Source organism: Cetobacterium somerae (genome assembly GCF_022430525.1).
GTDB lineage: Bacteria > Fusobacteriota > Fusobacteriia > Fusobacteriales > Fusobacteriaceae > Cetobacterium_A.
The window spans coordinates 396,823-413,542 of the sequence record NZ_CP092520.1 but is presented as its reverse complement, the minus strand read 5'-3'; the positions used below and the strand labels follow the sequence as shown (position 1 = coordinate 413,542).

The following is a 16,720-nucleotide window of genomic DNA, read 5'->3' as shown; positions in this document are numbered from 1 at the left end:
AATAATAATCTTACTTAAGTTCTTTATATTTTTTTCTAAATTGTAAAGGCGTATATAAAAATTTACCTTTAAAATTTAAGGAAAATTTACTAGAATTTGAAAAATTTAATTTAGATGCAATTTCTGTTACAGATAATTCAGTTTCTATAAGAAGAGTAGAGGCATATTCAAGCTTTTTATTTATAATATACTTAGATGGACAAATATTGTAATTTTTTTTGAAAAGTTGAATTAAAATATTTTTATTAAAACCAAATATATTTTGTAAGTAGTTTATTGACAAACTAGGATTATCAAGATTATTATCAATGAATTTAGTTATTTTTATAATATTATTTTCAGAAAGTACTTTAAAATCTAAGCTATTTTTTTCATTTAAAAGCTCAAGCATTATTTTTGTTAGAAAATTTAAAATGAGAATTTTATTATTTTTTAAAGTATTTAAAGTTTCAAAAAGTAAGGAAGATTTTTTTTCAATTTTCCAAGGTAGTTTTTTCATAGAATAATTAATATCTTTTATATTAAAATCTTTAAGAAATTTATCTTTTATGTGTATAGTAAGATAGTTAATTTCGTTTGTTAATACTTTATATTGACCTAAAGATATTCCATTTGTTACAAGGGCTTCATTTTCATTTAATATTATAGTATCTTTTTTAAAACCTATTTGTCCTAATTCGCAAAATCTTAAAGTTAAACCAAAACTAGAAAATAAAGAAGGATTAAATTCTTGAAAAAAATTTTTTTTAATTAAAATAATATCACAATATTTATCAGAGTATATTTCATAAAATTCTTTATCAGAAGAAAAATATTCTAATTTTTCTTGGAACATCTCTTTATTAAAATCATAAACATTAGATATTAAAGAAGTATTTTTAACTAAAAAATCAATAACAGAATACGTATATTTATTGGTTTTCTTGATTGCATCTATACTTTGACATGAATCTAAAGAATAAAGGGTTCTATTTTGATAATATTCTAAAGCTAGCTTAAAGTTTTTTTCTTTTGTTTTATTAGTTATAAAAATTGAAGATTCTTTTTTATTTAAAATATCATAAATATTAAAATTTTTATTTAAAGCTTTTTCATGAAAAAATGTAATTATTTCTAATTGATCTTCTAAAACAAATTCTTGAACACTTTCGATAAAAAATTTATATAGATTAAGAATTTTTAAATATTCATAAAAAAGAGTTTTATTATTATTTTTTATTAAATCCTCTAATTTGTAAATAATATTTTGATTCATAAAATCACTTCCTAAATTTTATTTATTATAATATATTATATTTTTTTTAAAAACAATCTTTTTCTCTAAAAAAAAGTGAAAAAAAGTACTTTTTTTAAAAAAATATTTTATTTATATGTACGAAAATTGTAAAAAAGTAATTTGTGAAAAAAATAGTATTATTTTTTACTATAAAAAAAGTGACTAAAAGATATTTTTTATAAAAAGAAAAAACTTTATACTCATTAAGGTTAGTAATATTTTTAAGGAGGAAAAAATTGAGTATAAAGGTCAATAAAAAAGAGTATAATTTTATAAAAAACAAAACTCTTTTAGACTTTTTAAGTGATTTGGGTATAACAATTCCAACATTATGTCATGATGAAAGAATAAAAAAAAATGAACAAGAATGTGGAATATGTGTTGTAGAAGTAGATGGCAAGTTAGAGAAAGCTTGTAAAACTATGCTAAAAGATAATTCTACAATAAAAACTCATAGTGAATTAGTGCTTAAAAAACGAAAAGAGATATTGGAGAATATAATTAAAGAACATGCTTTAGATTGTTTAGGATGCAAAAAATCAGGGGAATGTAAATTACAAGATTATTGTTATGAATATGAAGTTCATCAAAATAAGAATGATTTTAAGGAAAGTTTATTAATAGATAATTCCAATCCATTTTATGTAATAAATCCTAATAAATGCATAGCATGTGGAAAATGTGTGGAAATTTGTAAAAATTTACAAGGAAGTAATATATTAGAAATTAAGGAAGAAAATGGAAGGAAATATGCAGGTCCTATAAAAGAAGAGAAAGTTAATAATACTAAATGTATGTCTTGTGGAAATTGTGTGAGTGTATGTCCTGTAGGAGCTTTATTACCAAAGGAAAAAGAACAATATAGATCATGGGAAACTAAAAGTGTTAGAACTACTTGTTCATATTGTGGTGTAGGATGTCAAATTGATTTTTTAGTTAAAGATAATAAGATAGTTGAAGCAAAACCAGCAAATGTAGCTCCTAATGATGGACTACTATGTGTAAAAGGTAAATTTGGTTATAAGTTTGTAAATCATCCAGATAGGATAAATACACCATATATAAGAAAAAATGGTAAACTAGAAGCATCATCGTGGGAAGAAGCTTACAATCTTATTCAAAAAAATATAATGGAAATTAAAGAGAAATATGGTTCAGATTCTTTTGGAGGACTAACTTCAGCAAGATGCACAAATGAGGATAATTATATTTTTCAAAAGCTTTTTAGAGCAGTAATTGGAACAAATAATGTTGACCATTGCGCTCGTCTTTGACACAGTTCAACGGTTGCCGGGTTAGCAACTACGTTGGGAAGTGGAGCTATGACTAATAGTATAGAAGAAGTTGTAGACTCAAAAGTTATCTTTATAATAGGGTCAAATCCTAGAGAGAATCACCCTGTTATAGGATCTAAAATAAAAACAGCTAAATTAAATGGCGCAAAAGTGATTGTTGCCGATCCAAGAATGATCGATTTAGCTGATGACGCAGATGTATTTCTGCAATTAAATTTAGGAACAAATATTGCTCTTGTTAATGGAATGATTCATATAATAATAAAAGAGAATTTGTATAATAAGGAATATGTAAAGAAAAATACAGAAAATTTCGATGAATTAGTAAAATTAGTAGAAAAATATACACCAGAATATGTAAGTAATATATGTGGAGTACCTAAAGAGTTAATAGAGAAAGCTGCGAGAATTTATTCAAGTGATGTAGCATCAATTTTTTATGCTATGGGAATAACTCAACATAAAGCAGGGACTAATGGAGTAATGAGCCTATCTAATTTAGCTTTATTATGTGGAAATATAGGGATTAAATTTGGTGGAATCAATCCTTTAAGAGGTCAAAATAATGTCCAAGGTTCTTGTGACATGGGAGGCCTTCCAGATTCATATCCAGGATATCAAAAAGTTTATAACCCAGAAGTAAAAACTAAATTTGAAAAAGAATGGGGAGTTAAATTAAATGATAAAATTGGATATACTATTCCAGAGATGATGCATAGAGCTTCGCATCATCAATTAAAATGTTTATATATAATGGGAGAAAATCCAATGGTTTCAGATCCGGATATAAATCATATAAAACATGCTTTAGAGTCTTTGGATTTTTTAATTGTTCAAGATATATTTATGACTGAAACAGCTCAATTAGCAGATGTTGTATTACCAGCACTATCTTTTGCTGAAAAAGATGGAACATTTACTAATACTGAAAGAAGGATACAAAGAGTTAGAAAAGTTGTAGATAGGGAAGGTGTAGAACCTGATTGGAAAATTATAAATAATATAATGAATGTTTTAGGATATGAAAAAGTTTATAAATCTGCAGAAGAGATAACAAATGAGATAGCAAAAGTAACTCCTCAATATAAAGGACTAAATTATAAAATAATTGACAAAATAGGAGTACCTTGGCCTATAGGAGAAAATAAAAAAGGAACATCGATATTGCACATGAATGCTCCAATGAGAGGAAAGGGATTGTTTATTCCTTCAGAACAAGAACTTTTAGGAGAGAATCAATGTAGTCAGTACCCGTATTTATTAACAAATGGTAGAAATTTATATCACTACCATACAAGGACAATGACTGGAAAAGTAGATGGATTAAACGAAAAATCTCCAGATTCATATATAGAGATACATCCACAAACAATGAGAAAGCTAAATATAACAAGCGGAGAAATAATAAAGGTTATATCTAGAAGAGGAGAAATTTTAACGAGAGTATCTCCTAATGAGGGAATATTAGAAGAACTATTCTTTATGCCTTTTCATTTTGCAGAAGGAGCTTGTAACGTATTAACTGGAGCAGATCGTATAGATGAAAAATGTGGAATTCCAGAATTAAAAGTAACAGCAGTAAGAATAGAGAAGTTAATTTAGTGGAGGAGTTATGAATTTTCAAATAGAAATTGATGGAGTTTTAACAAATATAAAGTCTACACAAACACTTTTAGAAAAATGTAAAGAGATGGGTATAAATATACCCACTCTTTGCCATCATGAAGATTTAGGATCACAAAAAGTTTGTGGAATTTGTATTGTTGAATGCAATGGAGAACTTTTAAAATCTTGTGAAACATATCCAGAAAAAAATATGGTTATAAAGACGAAGACTGCCGAAATAACTAAAAAAAGAGAAGAAATATTAAAAGAGATTATGAAAAATCATCCAAATGATTGTTTAACTTGCGAGAAATCAAAAGGAGATTGTGAATTACAAAATATATCTTTTGAATATAATATAGTAAATAGAAATTTATTAGATTTAAAGAAATATGAAATAGATAATAGTTCATCAGGGATAACTAGAAATATGAATAAATGCATTTTATGTGAAAAATGTGTCGCTATTTGCAGAGAAGTTCAAGGATTAGGAATTTATGAAGTTATAGAAACTAATGGGACTAAAGAAATTATAATAAGAGATAGAAAGCTATTAGGAGATACTGAGTGTGTTTCTTGTGGACAATGTGTAAAAATTTGTCCAGTAGGAGCTTTAACAGAAAAAAATAGTGTAACAGAATTAAATAGACTTTTAAAAAATTCAGAAAAGCATATAGTTGTTCAGATGGCACCAGCGATAAAACATACAATAGGAGAAGAATTTTTTATTAATCCTGGGGTGGATGCAACCTCGAAAATGGTTGGAGCTTTGAAAAAATTAGGGTTTGATAAAGTTTTTAGTACAGATTTTTCAGCAGATGTAACAATAATGGAAGAGGGAACAGAGTTAATCGAGAGATTAATAAAAGGTAAAGGAGAGCTGCCAATGTTTACTTCTTGTTGCCCAGGATGGGTTAATTATGTGGAACAATCATACCCAAATTTTATAAAAAATTTATCAAGTTGTAAGTCTCCTCAGCAAATGTTTGGAGCATTAGTAAAATCTTATTATTCAAATAAATTGAATATTCCTAAAGAAGATATTTATGTTGTTTCAATTATGCCTTGTACTGCTAAAAAGGGTGAAAGTGAAAGAGTAGAAATGCAAGAAAATGGAATTAAAGATGTAGACTTAGTTATAACAACAAGAGAGTTTGCTAAATTAATAAAAATGAATAATATAGATTTTAATTCTTTGCCAGATGATTTAACTTACGATTCATTTATGGGATTAGGATCAAGTGCAGGAAGAATTTTTGGATCTTCTGGTGGTGTCATGGAAGCAGCACTAAGAACGGTAAGTCATATTTTAACTGATGGTCAATTAGAAATTATAGAATTTAAAGATCTAAGAGGATTTGAAAATGTAAAATCTGCAGAAATAATTTTAGGAGAAAGAAAAATTAAAGTAGCCGTAATAAATGGTATTGGATCAGCTAAAAGAATTTTAGATGCCATAGAGAGAAAAGAGATTTCATTTGATTTTATTGAAGTAATGGCATGTTATGGAGGTTGTATAAGTGGTGGTGGAGCACCAATTCCAGATAATTTAGAAGTTAGGAAAGCTAGAATGAAAGGGATGTATTCCTTTGATTCTAATTCAACGCTTAGAAAGTCTCATGAAAATATAGAGGTAATTAATCTTTATAAAAATTATTTAAAAGAACCTTGTGGTCATAAAAGCCATCATATTCTGCATACCACATATTCGAATAAAATAAAAGTATGAAATATAAAAAAAGTGTAATTTTATTAGCCGGTGGAAAAGGAAGTAGATTAAATTATGTTGATAAAAGTTTTTTAGAATTTAAGGGAAAGCCATTTTTTGAAATTATAATAGAAAAACTTGAAAATTTTTCAGAAATCATAATTATATCAAATTCTCCAGAAAAGTATTTAAAATACAATGTGAAAGTGATAGAAGATGACATAAAAAATATAGGACCATTAGGTGGAATTTTTACAGGATTAAAAAATGCTTTGAACGATGAATGTTTAATTTTATCTTGTGACACTCCATTTATAAAAAAAGAATTTATAGAGTATTTAGGAAAAATAAAAGGTAATTATGATATATCAATACCTATTCATAATTTTTATAAAGAACCTCTTTGTGCACTATATAAAAAAAATAGTTTGAGTGAGATTACTGATTCTATTAAAAGAAAAGAATTTAAAATAGCTAAAATTTTTCAGAAATTAAATGTAAATTGGATAAATATTGATAAATTAAAAAATTCAGAAGAGATTTCTAAAGGTTTTTTTAATATTAATACTTTTGAAGATTTAGAAATAATAAAAAAAATGTAGGATAAATTCTAAATTTATCCTATTTTAATTTTATTCTATTTTAGTATAAAAAAAATTAAAATAATACAAAAAGAATAAAAAAGTTGTAAAAAAACTAGTATAATAGTATAATTATTCATATTTTATGAGGAGGGATTCAAAATGAAAAAGTCCGTATTTTTAACGAGTTTATTAATATGTACAAACATTTATGCAGGAGAAATTCTAATGGGAACGACAACATCTTTAGATGATACAGGTTTTCTAACTGAGATTTCAAAAACATTAAAAAATGAAAAAGGGATTGAATTAAAATGGATTGCTAAAGGGACAGGGGAAGCTTTAGAACTTGGAAAAAGAGGAGATGTAGATATTTTATTTACTCATGATCCTGGAAGAGAAGAAAAATTCATAAAGGATGGGTATGGAGTAAAAAGACATCCGTTGATGCACAATTATTTTGTAGTTGTGACTGATAATGAGAAAGATTTAACAAATTATCCTAAAAACTTAAATAAATTATTAAGTAAGATAGCAAAAGAAAATTTAATATTTATATCAAGAGGTGATAAATCAGGGACACATTCTAAAGAGTTAGCTATGTGGAAAGAAGCAAAAATTGATAAGAATTTTAAAAATTATAAAGAAGCTGGTTTAGGAATGGCTAAAACTTTAAATTTAACTTCTGAACTACAAGGATTTACATTATCTGATAGTGGAACATTTTTAAAAGTAAAAGATAATTTTAAATTACAAGAAGTACCTTTAGATGAAAAAGAACCTTTAAAAAACATATATTCAATTTTAGAATTATCAAATGTTCAAGAGTCAAAAAAAGATGATATTAAAATATTCATAGAGTTCATGCAGTCAAAAGAAGCAGAAGAGATAATGAAAAATTATGGAAAAAATGAATTTGGTACACCATTATTTTTTGTAGGTAATTAATGTGAATAAAGAGATAATAGAGATTGTTTTACTATCTTTATTTGTGACAGGAGTTGCAAGCATTTTAAGTTCAATAGTTGGATTTTTTATAAGCCTTGGATTATTTTTTAGAAAAGATAAAATTTTTAAAAAAATATTGGAGTTTTTTAGAGCTTTAACAGGAGTTCCAACAATAATATTTGGATTAGTAGTACTTCTAATGCTTTCAAGAAGAGGGATTTTGGGACCTTTAAATCTGCTGTTTACACCAACAGCAATAATAATAGCACAATTTTTATTGTTATTGCCACTTGTTATAACATTATGTTCAGAGCTTTTAGAAGATGATGGTAGTAGAATTTTAACAACTTGTAAAATTTTACATATACCGTCAAATAAATTAAATAGAGTTTTTTTTAGAGAGTTAAAAACTAGGTTTTTAGGAATATTTTTAGTAGCTTTTGCCAGAGGAATTTCTGAAGTAGGATCAGTTATGCTAGTTGGAGGAAATATTAAAGGTTATACTAGGGTAATGACGACATATATAGCTTTATCAACATCTATGGGAAACTATAGTACTTCTTTAGTGATAGCATTAATTTTGTTTAGTATTTCTTTTCTATTGAATTTCTTAATAAAATGGGTGAAATAATTGATAGAGATAAAAAATTTAAAAAAATATTATAAAGATAGACTAATTCTAGAGATAACAAATTTAAATTTTTCTAAAGGAAAAATTTATTCAATATTGGGAAGAAATGGTGCTGGAAAAAGTACTCTTTTAAAAATATTAGGTGGTATTTTATCTTATGATGAAGGAAATTTAAGATATGATAGAGATAATGTAATTTTATCTACACAAGAACCACTATTTTTTAAAGGAAATGTTATTTATAACATAACTGAACCATTTAAGTTGAGAAATTTGAAAATAGAATTAGATAAAGTAACTATTTTTTTAAAAGAGTTTCAGATAGAAAAATTGAAAGAATCATCAGTAGATAATTTGTCTGGTGGAGAAAAAGCAAAAATTCAATTTATTAGAACAATTCTTTATAATAAAAAAATATTACTTTTAGATGAGCCTACGGCAAGTATGGATAAAAAAAGCACATATGTAGTAGAAAGAATATTGAGTGAATTAAGGGATATGGGGTGTTTAATAATTATAGTAACACATGATTACGAACAAGCAGTAAGAATAAGTAATTATATTTACGAAGTAGATGAAGGAAAAATAATACAAAGGGGGACGTAATGTCTAAAGGTTTAATTAATAAGGTTTTTGATAAAGAAACTACAAGAAGAGAATTTTTAAAATTAACTGGAAAAGGAGTTGCTGGATTTGCAGTAACCTCTTCAATCTTGTCAATGTTTGGTTTTGGTGAAGAAGCAATGGCGGCAATAGCTTTACCAGAAGGATTATTAGTAGTGGATAGATCAAAATGTACAGGGTGTCAGCGTTGTGAAATAACATGTACATTGCAAAATGATGGAAAAGTTCAACCATTTTTATCTCGAATTAAAGTTGGAGAAAATTATAACTTTGGAACAACAGGCCCTAAAATAAATTACCAGTATGAAGATGGGCAAATGGGGAATTTAAAGATGTCTCCAGTAACATGTAAGCAGTGTAGAGAACCGTTTTGTGCTAATGCTTGTCCCAACGGAGCTATAGCAGCTGATGCAAGAACAGGAGCAAGAGTAGTTTTAAAAGATAAATGTGTGGGATGTGGAGTTTGTACAGAAGCATGTCCATGGAATTTGCCTACAATAGATACAGAAAATGGATATGCGACAAAATGTACAACTTGTGGGTCATGCGTTAGAGGATGCCCTACAGATGCTTTAAAAGTTATTAAGTGGGAAGATATTAGCAAAGCACATTTTTTTAGTAAGAGATAATTGAGGGGGATAAATAAAAGATGAGTAAATCATATGGATGGGCAGGAAATATTTTAAGGGTAAATTTAACAACAGGAATAATAACAAAAGAACCTACGTCTAAGTATAAAGATTTTATTGGTGGAATGGGAATAGGATATAAAGTTATATTTGATGAAGTACCAGCAGGAACAAAAGCTTTTGATGAAGCTAATAAAATAGTATTTGCAGTAGGACCATTAACAGGGTCAGGAGCACCTTCAAGTTCTAGAACAAATATAACATCATTATTTCCATCAAATCCTTACAATGCTGTAGGAGATTCACATATGGGAGGAAATTTTGCAGCTCAATTAAAATATGCAGGATATGATGCTATAATTATTGAAGGAAAATCAAATAGACCAGTTTGGTTAAAAATAGATAATGACAAAGTTTCTTTAGAAAGTGCAACAAATGTATGGGGTAAAGGGATAAAAGATACAACAGCTCAATTAGGAGCAATAATGGGAAAAGAGGCTTCAATAGCAGCAATAGGTCAAGCAGGAGAAAATATGGTAAATCTTTCTGTAATTATGAACGGATTAAGTCATTCAGCAGGAGGACATGGCGGTGTATTAGGATCAAAGATGTTAAAGGCTATTGGAGTAAAAGGGACTAATGCTGTTAATATTGCTGGAAAAGGTAGAGAATTACTAAAGTTAAATAATTATATGATGAAAGATTTAATTGGAGCAAATAATCAACATGTTGTACCAAGTACTCCACAACCGTGGTCTGAGTTTCATCATAAAGGTAGCAGATGGACAGCTAGAGAAGGTTTAACTTGGGGTGCAGCAGAGGGTGGACCGATAGAAACTGGAATTGCAGCAGCAGGCGATGTAAATAAAGTGGGCTATAGAACAATGAAAGCTACATTTGATTTAGGTCCTTCAGCAGAAAAATATACAGTAAGAATGGGAGGATGTCAATCATGCCCAATTAGATGTATGAGCCAATTAAAGGTACCTAAATTACAAGATTATGGACTATCACCTTATGTAGCAAATACTTGTATGGGTTACTTTTCACCTCAAAGAGTGATGTTTAAAGGAAATAAAGATATAGAAGAGAAAGGTGACGGAAAAATGTTTGCTGCAGTTATTGGAGCATCATTAGCTGATGACTATGGAGTATGGTGTAACTATGGTCTTATTGGAACAGATTTAAAACATGGATATGAAAGTGGAATTTTTAAAAAGGTCTTACCAGAAGATGAGTATAACTCTATTCCCTGGAATTTATTAGAAGAAAAAGATCCGGCATTCTTAATTGATTTTTATAGAAGAATAGCTTATAAGGAGGGAGAATTGAGTCATCTCGGAGACGGAGCATATTGGGTTGCTAAAAGATGGGACTTTGGAGATGATTATTGGAATAACCCTAAATATGGATTATGGTCAAGATTAGGATTTCCAAAACATCATTCTAATGAAACAAATGGTCAAGTAGGGTCATTAATAAGCTGTATGTTCAACAGAGATGCTCAGAGTCACACCTTAGTAAATTTAGTTGGAAGCGGTTTACCAATAGAGATTCAAAAAGAGGTTGTAGCAGAAATTGTAGGTTCACCTGATGGAATAGACCCACCATTAAATTATAGCCCAATGAATGAATATAAAGCTAAGTTAGCTAAATGGGCTATTGTAAAAAATTGTTTACATGATTCTTTAACTCTTTGTAATTGGATGTGGCCAATGACAGTTTCTCCACATAAATCAAGAAATTATAGAGGAGATTTAGCTTTAGAATCTAAGTTTATGACTGTGGTAACTGGAGAAAATTATACAGAAGAAAGTTTAGATTTAGCTGCAGAAAGAGTATTTACTTTACATAGAGCATTAACAGTAAAAAATATGAATACGATTAATATGAGAGAAGAACATGATGGAATGACTGATTGGGTATTCGATAAAGATCCAGATATTAAAGCATTTACTCCTGGAACAGATAAGATGGATAGAGAGGATATGCAAGTTGCACTGACAATGTTCTATAAAGAGATGGGATGGGATGAAAAAACAGGAGCTCCTACAAAAGAAACTTTAAATAGATTAGGTATGGCTGATGTTGCAGTAGAGCTTGAAAGATTGAATTTATTACCAGCATAGTATTAAAAGGAAAAAATATGAATAAAGAGATTCTAGTTGAAATTATAAGAGAAGCCTCAAAATTGGGGAGATTAATTAGTGGAAAAGAATTAGAAGAGAAGCCTTTAAAATTAAAGGCTTCTAAAATTGAAAAAATAATAGATGAACTAAAAATAGATGAAAAAACAAAAGATATTGATATGATTAGAGGAAAAGTCGAAGTATATTTTTATTCAAAAGACTATATTAGTAATACATATAGAGATGTATTGTATAATTTAAAGGAAAAAAATATTGAAGAAACAATAGTAGAGTTGGTTAGAATGGAATCTAAGTTATATCCAAGACCAACTTCTTTAGAAACCTTTAAATTAAATCCTTTTAATAGAAAAGATATTGACTATTTACTAGAAAAAATATTAACAACTAAAGAATATACAGATATAAAAAGTGTGGAAGCTTCAAATGGAGCTAGATACCTATTTTCAGATATATACATGGTATTAGGCCATGCAAAAGGATTATGTGAATGGGTAGAAGTAGGTCAATTTGAAAATCCATAAAGAGGAGTAATATGTTAAGAAAAAGCAATGTATGTGAAGAAGCACCCGTAGAGCTTAGAATAAATAGAGAGAAATTGGTAACGTTTATGTGTTCACCATATGATTTAGAGGATTTAGCTTTAGGTCACCTTTACACAAGAGGAATAGTAAAGAGTAAAAATGATTTAGAAAGTATTGCAGCTTGCAAAGATGCTAGACTTATTGCTACGTATACTTTAGGAGAAGTAAAAGATGATTTATTTACTATTCCAAAGGTAGTTTTAAGTGGATGTGGAAGTGGAGCACTTTTTGATGAAAAAGTTATGCAAAAAGAAAAAATAGAATATCCTCATCAAATATCTTTAGAAAGAATAAAAAATATTGCAAGAGAGATGTTAGAGGGTGCAATAATGTATAAAAATAGTGGTGGAATGCATTGTGCATCAATTGGAAATACAAATGGTGAAGTTGTTATAAGAGAGGATATAGGAAGACATAATGCTGTTGATAAAGTCATTGGAGCAGCTTTAAATAAAGAATTTGATTTAAAAAATTCGGTTATAACAACTACAGGAAGATTATCTTTGGATATGGTACTTAAAGCCGTAGCAACTAAAATACCTGTTGTAGCTACAATTAGTATTCCAAGTAGTTTAGCAATAGAATTAGCGGAAAAATTGGGAGTTTGTTTAATTGGAAGGGTTGGAAAAAATGATCCAATAATTTACACTTTTGAAAATAGAATAAAATAAGGGGAGAGATAAAATATGTTTGGAAGATTAGGACCGTTTGAATTGATATTAATATTATGTATAGCGTTAGTAGTTTTTGGACCATCAAAGTTACCAGAAATTGGAAAAAGTTTGGGAAAAGCTATAAAAGAGTTTAAAGGGCACGCTAATGATATTAGTAAGGATATAGATCCAAATAATACGCAATCAAAGAATGAGGGAAATAGTGAAAAATAAAAATTTAACAATGCTAGGACATTTAGCAGAGTTGAGAAAAAGGATGTTATATATCGTTGTTGCTAATTTAATTACAACGTTTATTTGTTATGAATATTCAAATATATTAATTGAAATATTTTTGAAAATGAATAAAAGTATGAAGTTGGTTTATTTAACTCCTCCAGAGTTATTTTTAGCTTATCTCAAAATATCTTTAATAGGAGGAATAATTTTAGCATTACCGATAACAATTTTACAGATATGGACCTTTATATCACCAGGTCTTTATAGAAATGAAAGATTATATATAGTTGGGTCTTTTATAGGAGGATTATTATTTTTTATAACTGGAAGCTACTTTGCTTATAAGATGGTATTACCAACAATGTTAGAGTTTTTTCAAAAATTCCAAAGAGATGAGATTGCTCAAATGATTTCGATAGGGTCATATTTAGATTTCGTATTAAGTATTATTTTTACTTTTGGAGTTGTATTTGAAATGCCTGTTTTAGCAGCTTTATTAGCAAAATTAAAGCTTATAAAAGCAACAACATTAAAGAAAAAACAACCAATTATGATATTAATAATATTTATAGTAGCAGCAGTAATGACACCACCAGACATAATATCTCAAATTATGTTAGCACTTCCAATGATATTATTATTACAGTTAAGTATAGGTATTTGTTGGTTAATAAATAAATATCAGGAGGAATAATGAGATTTTTTAAAACAGTGAGTTTAAAAGAAGCTATAGATAGTATAGTATCAAAATTAGATAAAGAATTAAAAATAGAAGAGGTCTTATTAAAGAACTCTTTAAATAAAATTATAGCAGAAAATATAGTATCAAATATAGATTTACCATCATTTAATAGGTCTACAGTAGATGGTTATGCTGTAAAAGCTAAAGACATTTATGGAGCTAGTGAATTTTCTCCAATCCCTTTAAAAAATATAGGAGATGCGAAAATGGGAGAGGAAAATATTAGTAAGATAGAGTTAGGCCAGTGTATGTATATTCCAACTGGAGGTATGCTTCCTGTTGGAGCAGACGCTATGGTTATGATAGAGGATTGTGAAGCTTTAGGTGAAGAGATATTAGTTAATAAAGGTGTCGCACAACTTTCAAATATAATTGTAAAGGGATCTGAGATAAAAAAAGATGATTGCTTAGTTAAATCAGACGAAAGAATAACATCAAGTCATATAGGTGTTTTATCTTCTATTGGAATCTCTAAAGTTAAAGTTTACGAGAAAATAAAATTTGCAATTATTTCTACAGGAGATGAAATTGTAGAGTTAGGAAAAGAATTAAAAATAGGTGAGGTTTATGATATAAATACAAATATTTTTAGAGCTCTAATAGAGGAGGGATTAGGAGAGGTTACCAACACATTTTTAGTAAAAGATAATTTAAGCATACTATCATCAACATTAAAGGAAGCTTTGGAAACAGCTCATGTTGTATTAATCTCTGGTGGAAGTTCTGTAGGAGTGAGAGATTTTACAGAAAAAGCGATAGAAGATATAGGTGGTAATATATTTGTTCATGGAATATCTTTAAAACCTGGAAAGCCCACAATAATAGCAAAATATAAAAATAAATTTATCTTTGGAATGCCAGGACACCCTCAATCAGGAGTAAATGTTTTTAAAGCTCTGGTTGAACCAATATTTTTAAATAAAAAAAGAGTGAAAATATATGGGAAGTTAAAAGAAAATATTTATGGTGACCCTGGAAAAACATGCTTCATAAATGTTAAGTTAAAGACAGAGGATCAAAAAGTACAAGTTTATCCAGTTGTTAGTAAGTCTTCTATGATAAGACCAATTTTAGATGGAGATGGTTATATAGTTATACCAGAACATAAAGAAGGGCTTTATAAAGGAGAGTTAGTGGAGGTTGTATTAAATGTCTAAAAGAAATATTTATATAGATAATATTGATGTAGAATTAGCTTTAGAAAAATATTTTTCAGAAATATCTTTTGATTTTAAAAGTGAAAAAATATCAGTTTTAGATTCAGTAGGAAGAGTTACTTATAAAGCAGTTTATGCTAATTATTGTTCTCCTACATATGCAGCAAGCGCAATGGATGGAATTTTTCTTTTTTCAGAAAAAATAAAAGAAGCGACGGAAGTAACCCCTGTGTACTTAAATGAAAATGATTTTAAATATGTAAATACAGGAAATCCACTGGATTTATCTTTAGGGGATTGTGTTGTTATGATTGAAGAGTTAATTGAATTAGAGGATGGAAACTTTAAAATTATAAAGAATGCAAAGCCGTGGCAACACATAAGGCCAATAGGTGAAGATATTGTAGTAGGAGAAATGTTAATAAAGTCGAATCATAAAATTTTACCTCAAGATTTAGGAGCACTTATAACTGGAGGAATAAAGGAGATAGAGGTTTATAAAAAACCAATAGTAGCTATTATTCCAACAGGAGATGAAGTTATAGACATATTTAAAGAGGAATTTAAGGAGAAATCGGTAATCGATTGTAATTCATATATATTTTCAGCTCAAATAAAAGAGTGGGGTGCGATACCTCATATTCAAGAAAAGTTAAAAGATAATTATAATGAAATGAAAAAAACATTAAATGAACTTTCTAAAAAATATGATGTTTTAGTTGTAAATGCGGGGTCTTCAGCAGGTAGTAAAGATTATACAAAAAGTGTGATTGAAGAGATAGGAGAGGTTGTTATTCATGGGGTAGCAATTAAACCTGGAAAACCAACAATATTAGGAAAAATAAATGGAAAACCAGTTATAGGAATACCAGGCTATCCAGTTTCAGCATATTTAGCGATGGATATATTTATGAAACCACTTTTAGAAAAGATGACTAATATTTTTAATGTTGAAAATTTTATAGAGGGAAAATTAGGAAAAAATATAGCATCGTCTTTAAAACATAAAGAGCTTGTGAGAGTAACTTTACATAAAAGCAAAGATGAATATATAGTAATGCCTTTAGCTAGAGGAGCAGGTATTACAACGAGTTTATCAAAAGCGGATGGAATTTTGGAAATATCTAAATCAGTTGAAGGGATTGGTTTAGGAGAGAGAGTAAAGGTAAGGTTATTAAAACCATTAAAAGAGATAGATAATAATTTAGTATCAATAGGAAGTCATGATATTATTATGGACTTAATTGGAGATTCTATAAAGTTATGCTCTACTCATGTGGGAAGTTTCGGAGGGATATTAGCAATAAAACAGAGAAATACAGATATTGCACCTATTCATATGTTAGATGAAGAAAATGGAGAATATAATGTTTCTTTTATAAAAAAATATTTTCCCGATGAGGATATGATGTTGGTAAAAGGTGTAGAAAGAATCCAGGGGTTAATAGTCCAAAAAGGAAACCCTTTAAATTTAAAAGAAATCAAAGATATATTAGAAAAAAATGTTAAATTTGTAAATAGACAAAGAGGATCAGGAACGAGAATACTTTTAGACTATTGGTTGAGAGATGAAAGCTTAGATTATAGAAATTTGAAAGGCTATGATTATGAAGTTGCAACTCATTTAGATGTAGCAATGGCTATAAAAAATGAAACAGCTGATGTTGGATTAGGAATAATGGAAGCTGCTAAAATAGCAGATTTAGATTTTATTCCCTTGGCTAAAGAGGAGTATGATTTTTTAATAAATCCAGAGATAAAAAATAGTGAAAAAATTAAAGAATTTATTAAATTTTTAAAATCTGATTTTATAAAGAGAAAAATAGAGAGTTTAGATGGATATAGTTTAAATAAACCAGGTGAAGTTATAGAAATAAAATGCTCGAGATAATCTCGAGCA

Annotated in this window: 15 protein-coding genes; 14 read left to right on the top strand and 1 reads right to left on the bottom strand. The window is 28.2% G+C overall.

Going from position 1 to position 16,720, the window contains the following annotated elements:
- Positions 1–10: 10 nt before the first annotated feature.
- Positions 11–1,255, bottom strand: a complete 1,245-nt coding sequence (locus MKD34_RS10890) for a helix-turn-helix domain-containing protein (protein WP_240220275.1) — start codon at positions 1,253–1,255, stop codon at positions 11–13.
- A 257-nt stretch (positions 1,256–1,512) separates the two neighbouring features.
- Between MKD34_RS10890 and fdhF the strand changes: the two genes are divergently transcribed.
- From fdhF to MKD34_RS10815, 14 genes are all read left to right on the top strand, one after another.
- Positions 1,513–4,173, top strand: coding sequence for a formate dehydrogenase subunit alpha (gene fdhF, locus MKD34_RS10885; RefSeq protein ID WP_240220273.1), 2,661 nt, complete (start codon positions 1,513–1,515; stop codon positions 4,171–4,173).
- Positions 4,174–4,183: 10 nt separating this feature from the next.
- On the top strand, positions 4,184–5,905 hold the full coding sequence (locus MKD34_RS10880; RefSeq protein WP_240220270.1) for a 2Fe-2S iron-sulfur cluster binding domain-containing protein: 1,722 nt from the start codon (positions 4,184–4,186) through the stop codon (positions 5,903–5,905).
- Positions 5,902–6,486 carry a molybdenum cofactor guanylyltransferase gene (mobA, locus tag MKD34_RS10875; protein ID WP_240220267.1) on the top strand — a complete coding sequence of 195 codons (585 nt, stop codon included), beginning with the start codon at positions 5,902–5,904 and terminating at the stop codon, positions 6,484–6,486. Before MKD34_RS10880 ends, mobA begins: the two co-directional genes overlap by 4 nt.
- Positions 6,487–6,627: 141 nt before the next feature.
- The gene (locus tag MKD34_RS10870) at positions 6,628–7,413 is read left to right on the top strand and encodes a substrate-binding domain-containing protein (RefSeq protein WP_240220264.1); all 786 of its coding nucleotides are present in this window, start codon (positions 6,628–6,630) and stop codon (positions 7,411–7,413) included.
- Position 7,414: 1 nt separating this feature from the next.
- Positions 7,415–8,044, top strand: coding sequence for an ABC transporter permease (locus tag MKD34_RS10865; RefSeq protein ID WP_240220251.1), 630 nt, complete (start codon positions 7,415–7,417; stop codon positions 8,042–8,044).
- Positions 8,045–8,650, top strand: coding sequence for an ABC transporter ATP-binding protein (locus MKD34_RS10860; RefSeq protein ID WP_240220249.1), 606 nt, complete (start codon positions 8,045–8,047; stop codon positions 8,648–8,650).
- Positions 8,650–9,297, top strand: coding sequence for a ferredoxin-like protein (locus MKD34_RS10855; RefSeq protein ID WP_407933865.1), 648 nt, complete (start codon positions 8,650–8,652; stop codon positions 9,295–9,297). Before MKD34_RS10860 ends, MKD34_RS10855 begins: the two co-directional genes overlap by 1 nt.
- A 20-nt stretch (positions 9,298–9,317) precedes the next feature.
- Positions 9,318–11,426, top strand: coding sequence for an aldehyde ferredoxin oxidoreductase (locus MKD34_RS10845; RefSeq protein WP_240220246.1), 2,109 nt, complete (start codon positions 9,318–9,320; stop codon positions 11,424–11,426).
- 17 nt (positions 11,427–11,443) lie between these two features.
- The gene (locus tag MKD34_RS10840; RefSeq protein WP_240220244.1) at positions 11,444–11,968 is read left to right on the top strand and encodes a hypothetical protein; all 525 of its coding nucleotides are present in this window, start codon (positions 11,444–11,446) and stop codon (positions 11,966–11,968) included.
- A gap of 11 nt (positions 11,969–11,979) precedes the next feature.
- Positions 11,980–12,699: a formate dehydrogenase accessory sulfurtransferase FdhD gene (gene fdhD, locus MKD34_RS10835; RefSeq protein ID WP_240220235.1), complete on the top strand. Its 720-nt coding sequence runs from the start codon at positions 11,980–11,982 to the stop codon at positions 12,697–12,699.
- Positions 12,700–12,714: 15 nt separating this feature from the next.
- Positions 12,715–12,915, top strand: a complete 201-nt coding sequence (locus MKD34_RS10830) for a twin-arginine translocase TatA/TatE family subunit (RefSeq protein WP_240220233.1) — start codon at positions 12,715–12,717, stop codon at positions 12,913–12,915.
- Complete coding sequence (gene tatC, locus MKD34_RS10825) at positions 12,905–13,615, top strand: twin-arginine translocase subunit TatC (RefSeq protein WP_240220231.1); 711 nt, start codon at positions 12,905–12,907, stop codon at positions 13,613–13,615. The genes MKD34_RS10830 and tatC overlap by 11 nt, the downstream gene beginning before the upstream one ends.
- Positions 13,615–14,820, top strand: coding sequence for a molybdopterin molybdotransferase MoeA (locus MKD34_RS10820; RefSeq protein ID WP_240220228.1), 1,206 nt, complete (start codon positions 13,615–13,617; stop codon positions 14,818–14,820). Before tatC ends, MKD34_RS10820 begins: the two co-directional genes overlap by 1 nt.
- On the top strand, positions 14,813–16,711 hold the full coding sequence (locus tag MKD34_RS10815) for a molybdopterin biosynthesis protein (RefSeq protein ID WP_240220225.1): 1,899 nt from the start codon (positions 14,813–14,815) through the stop codon (positions 16,709–16,711). Before MKD34_RS10820 ends, MKD34_RS10815 begins: the two co-directional genes overlap by 8 nt.
- Positions 16,712–16,720 lie beyond the last annotated feature (9 nt).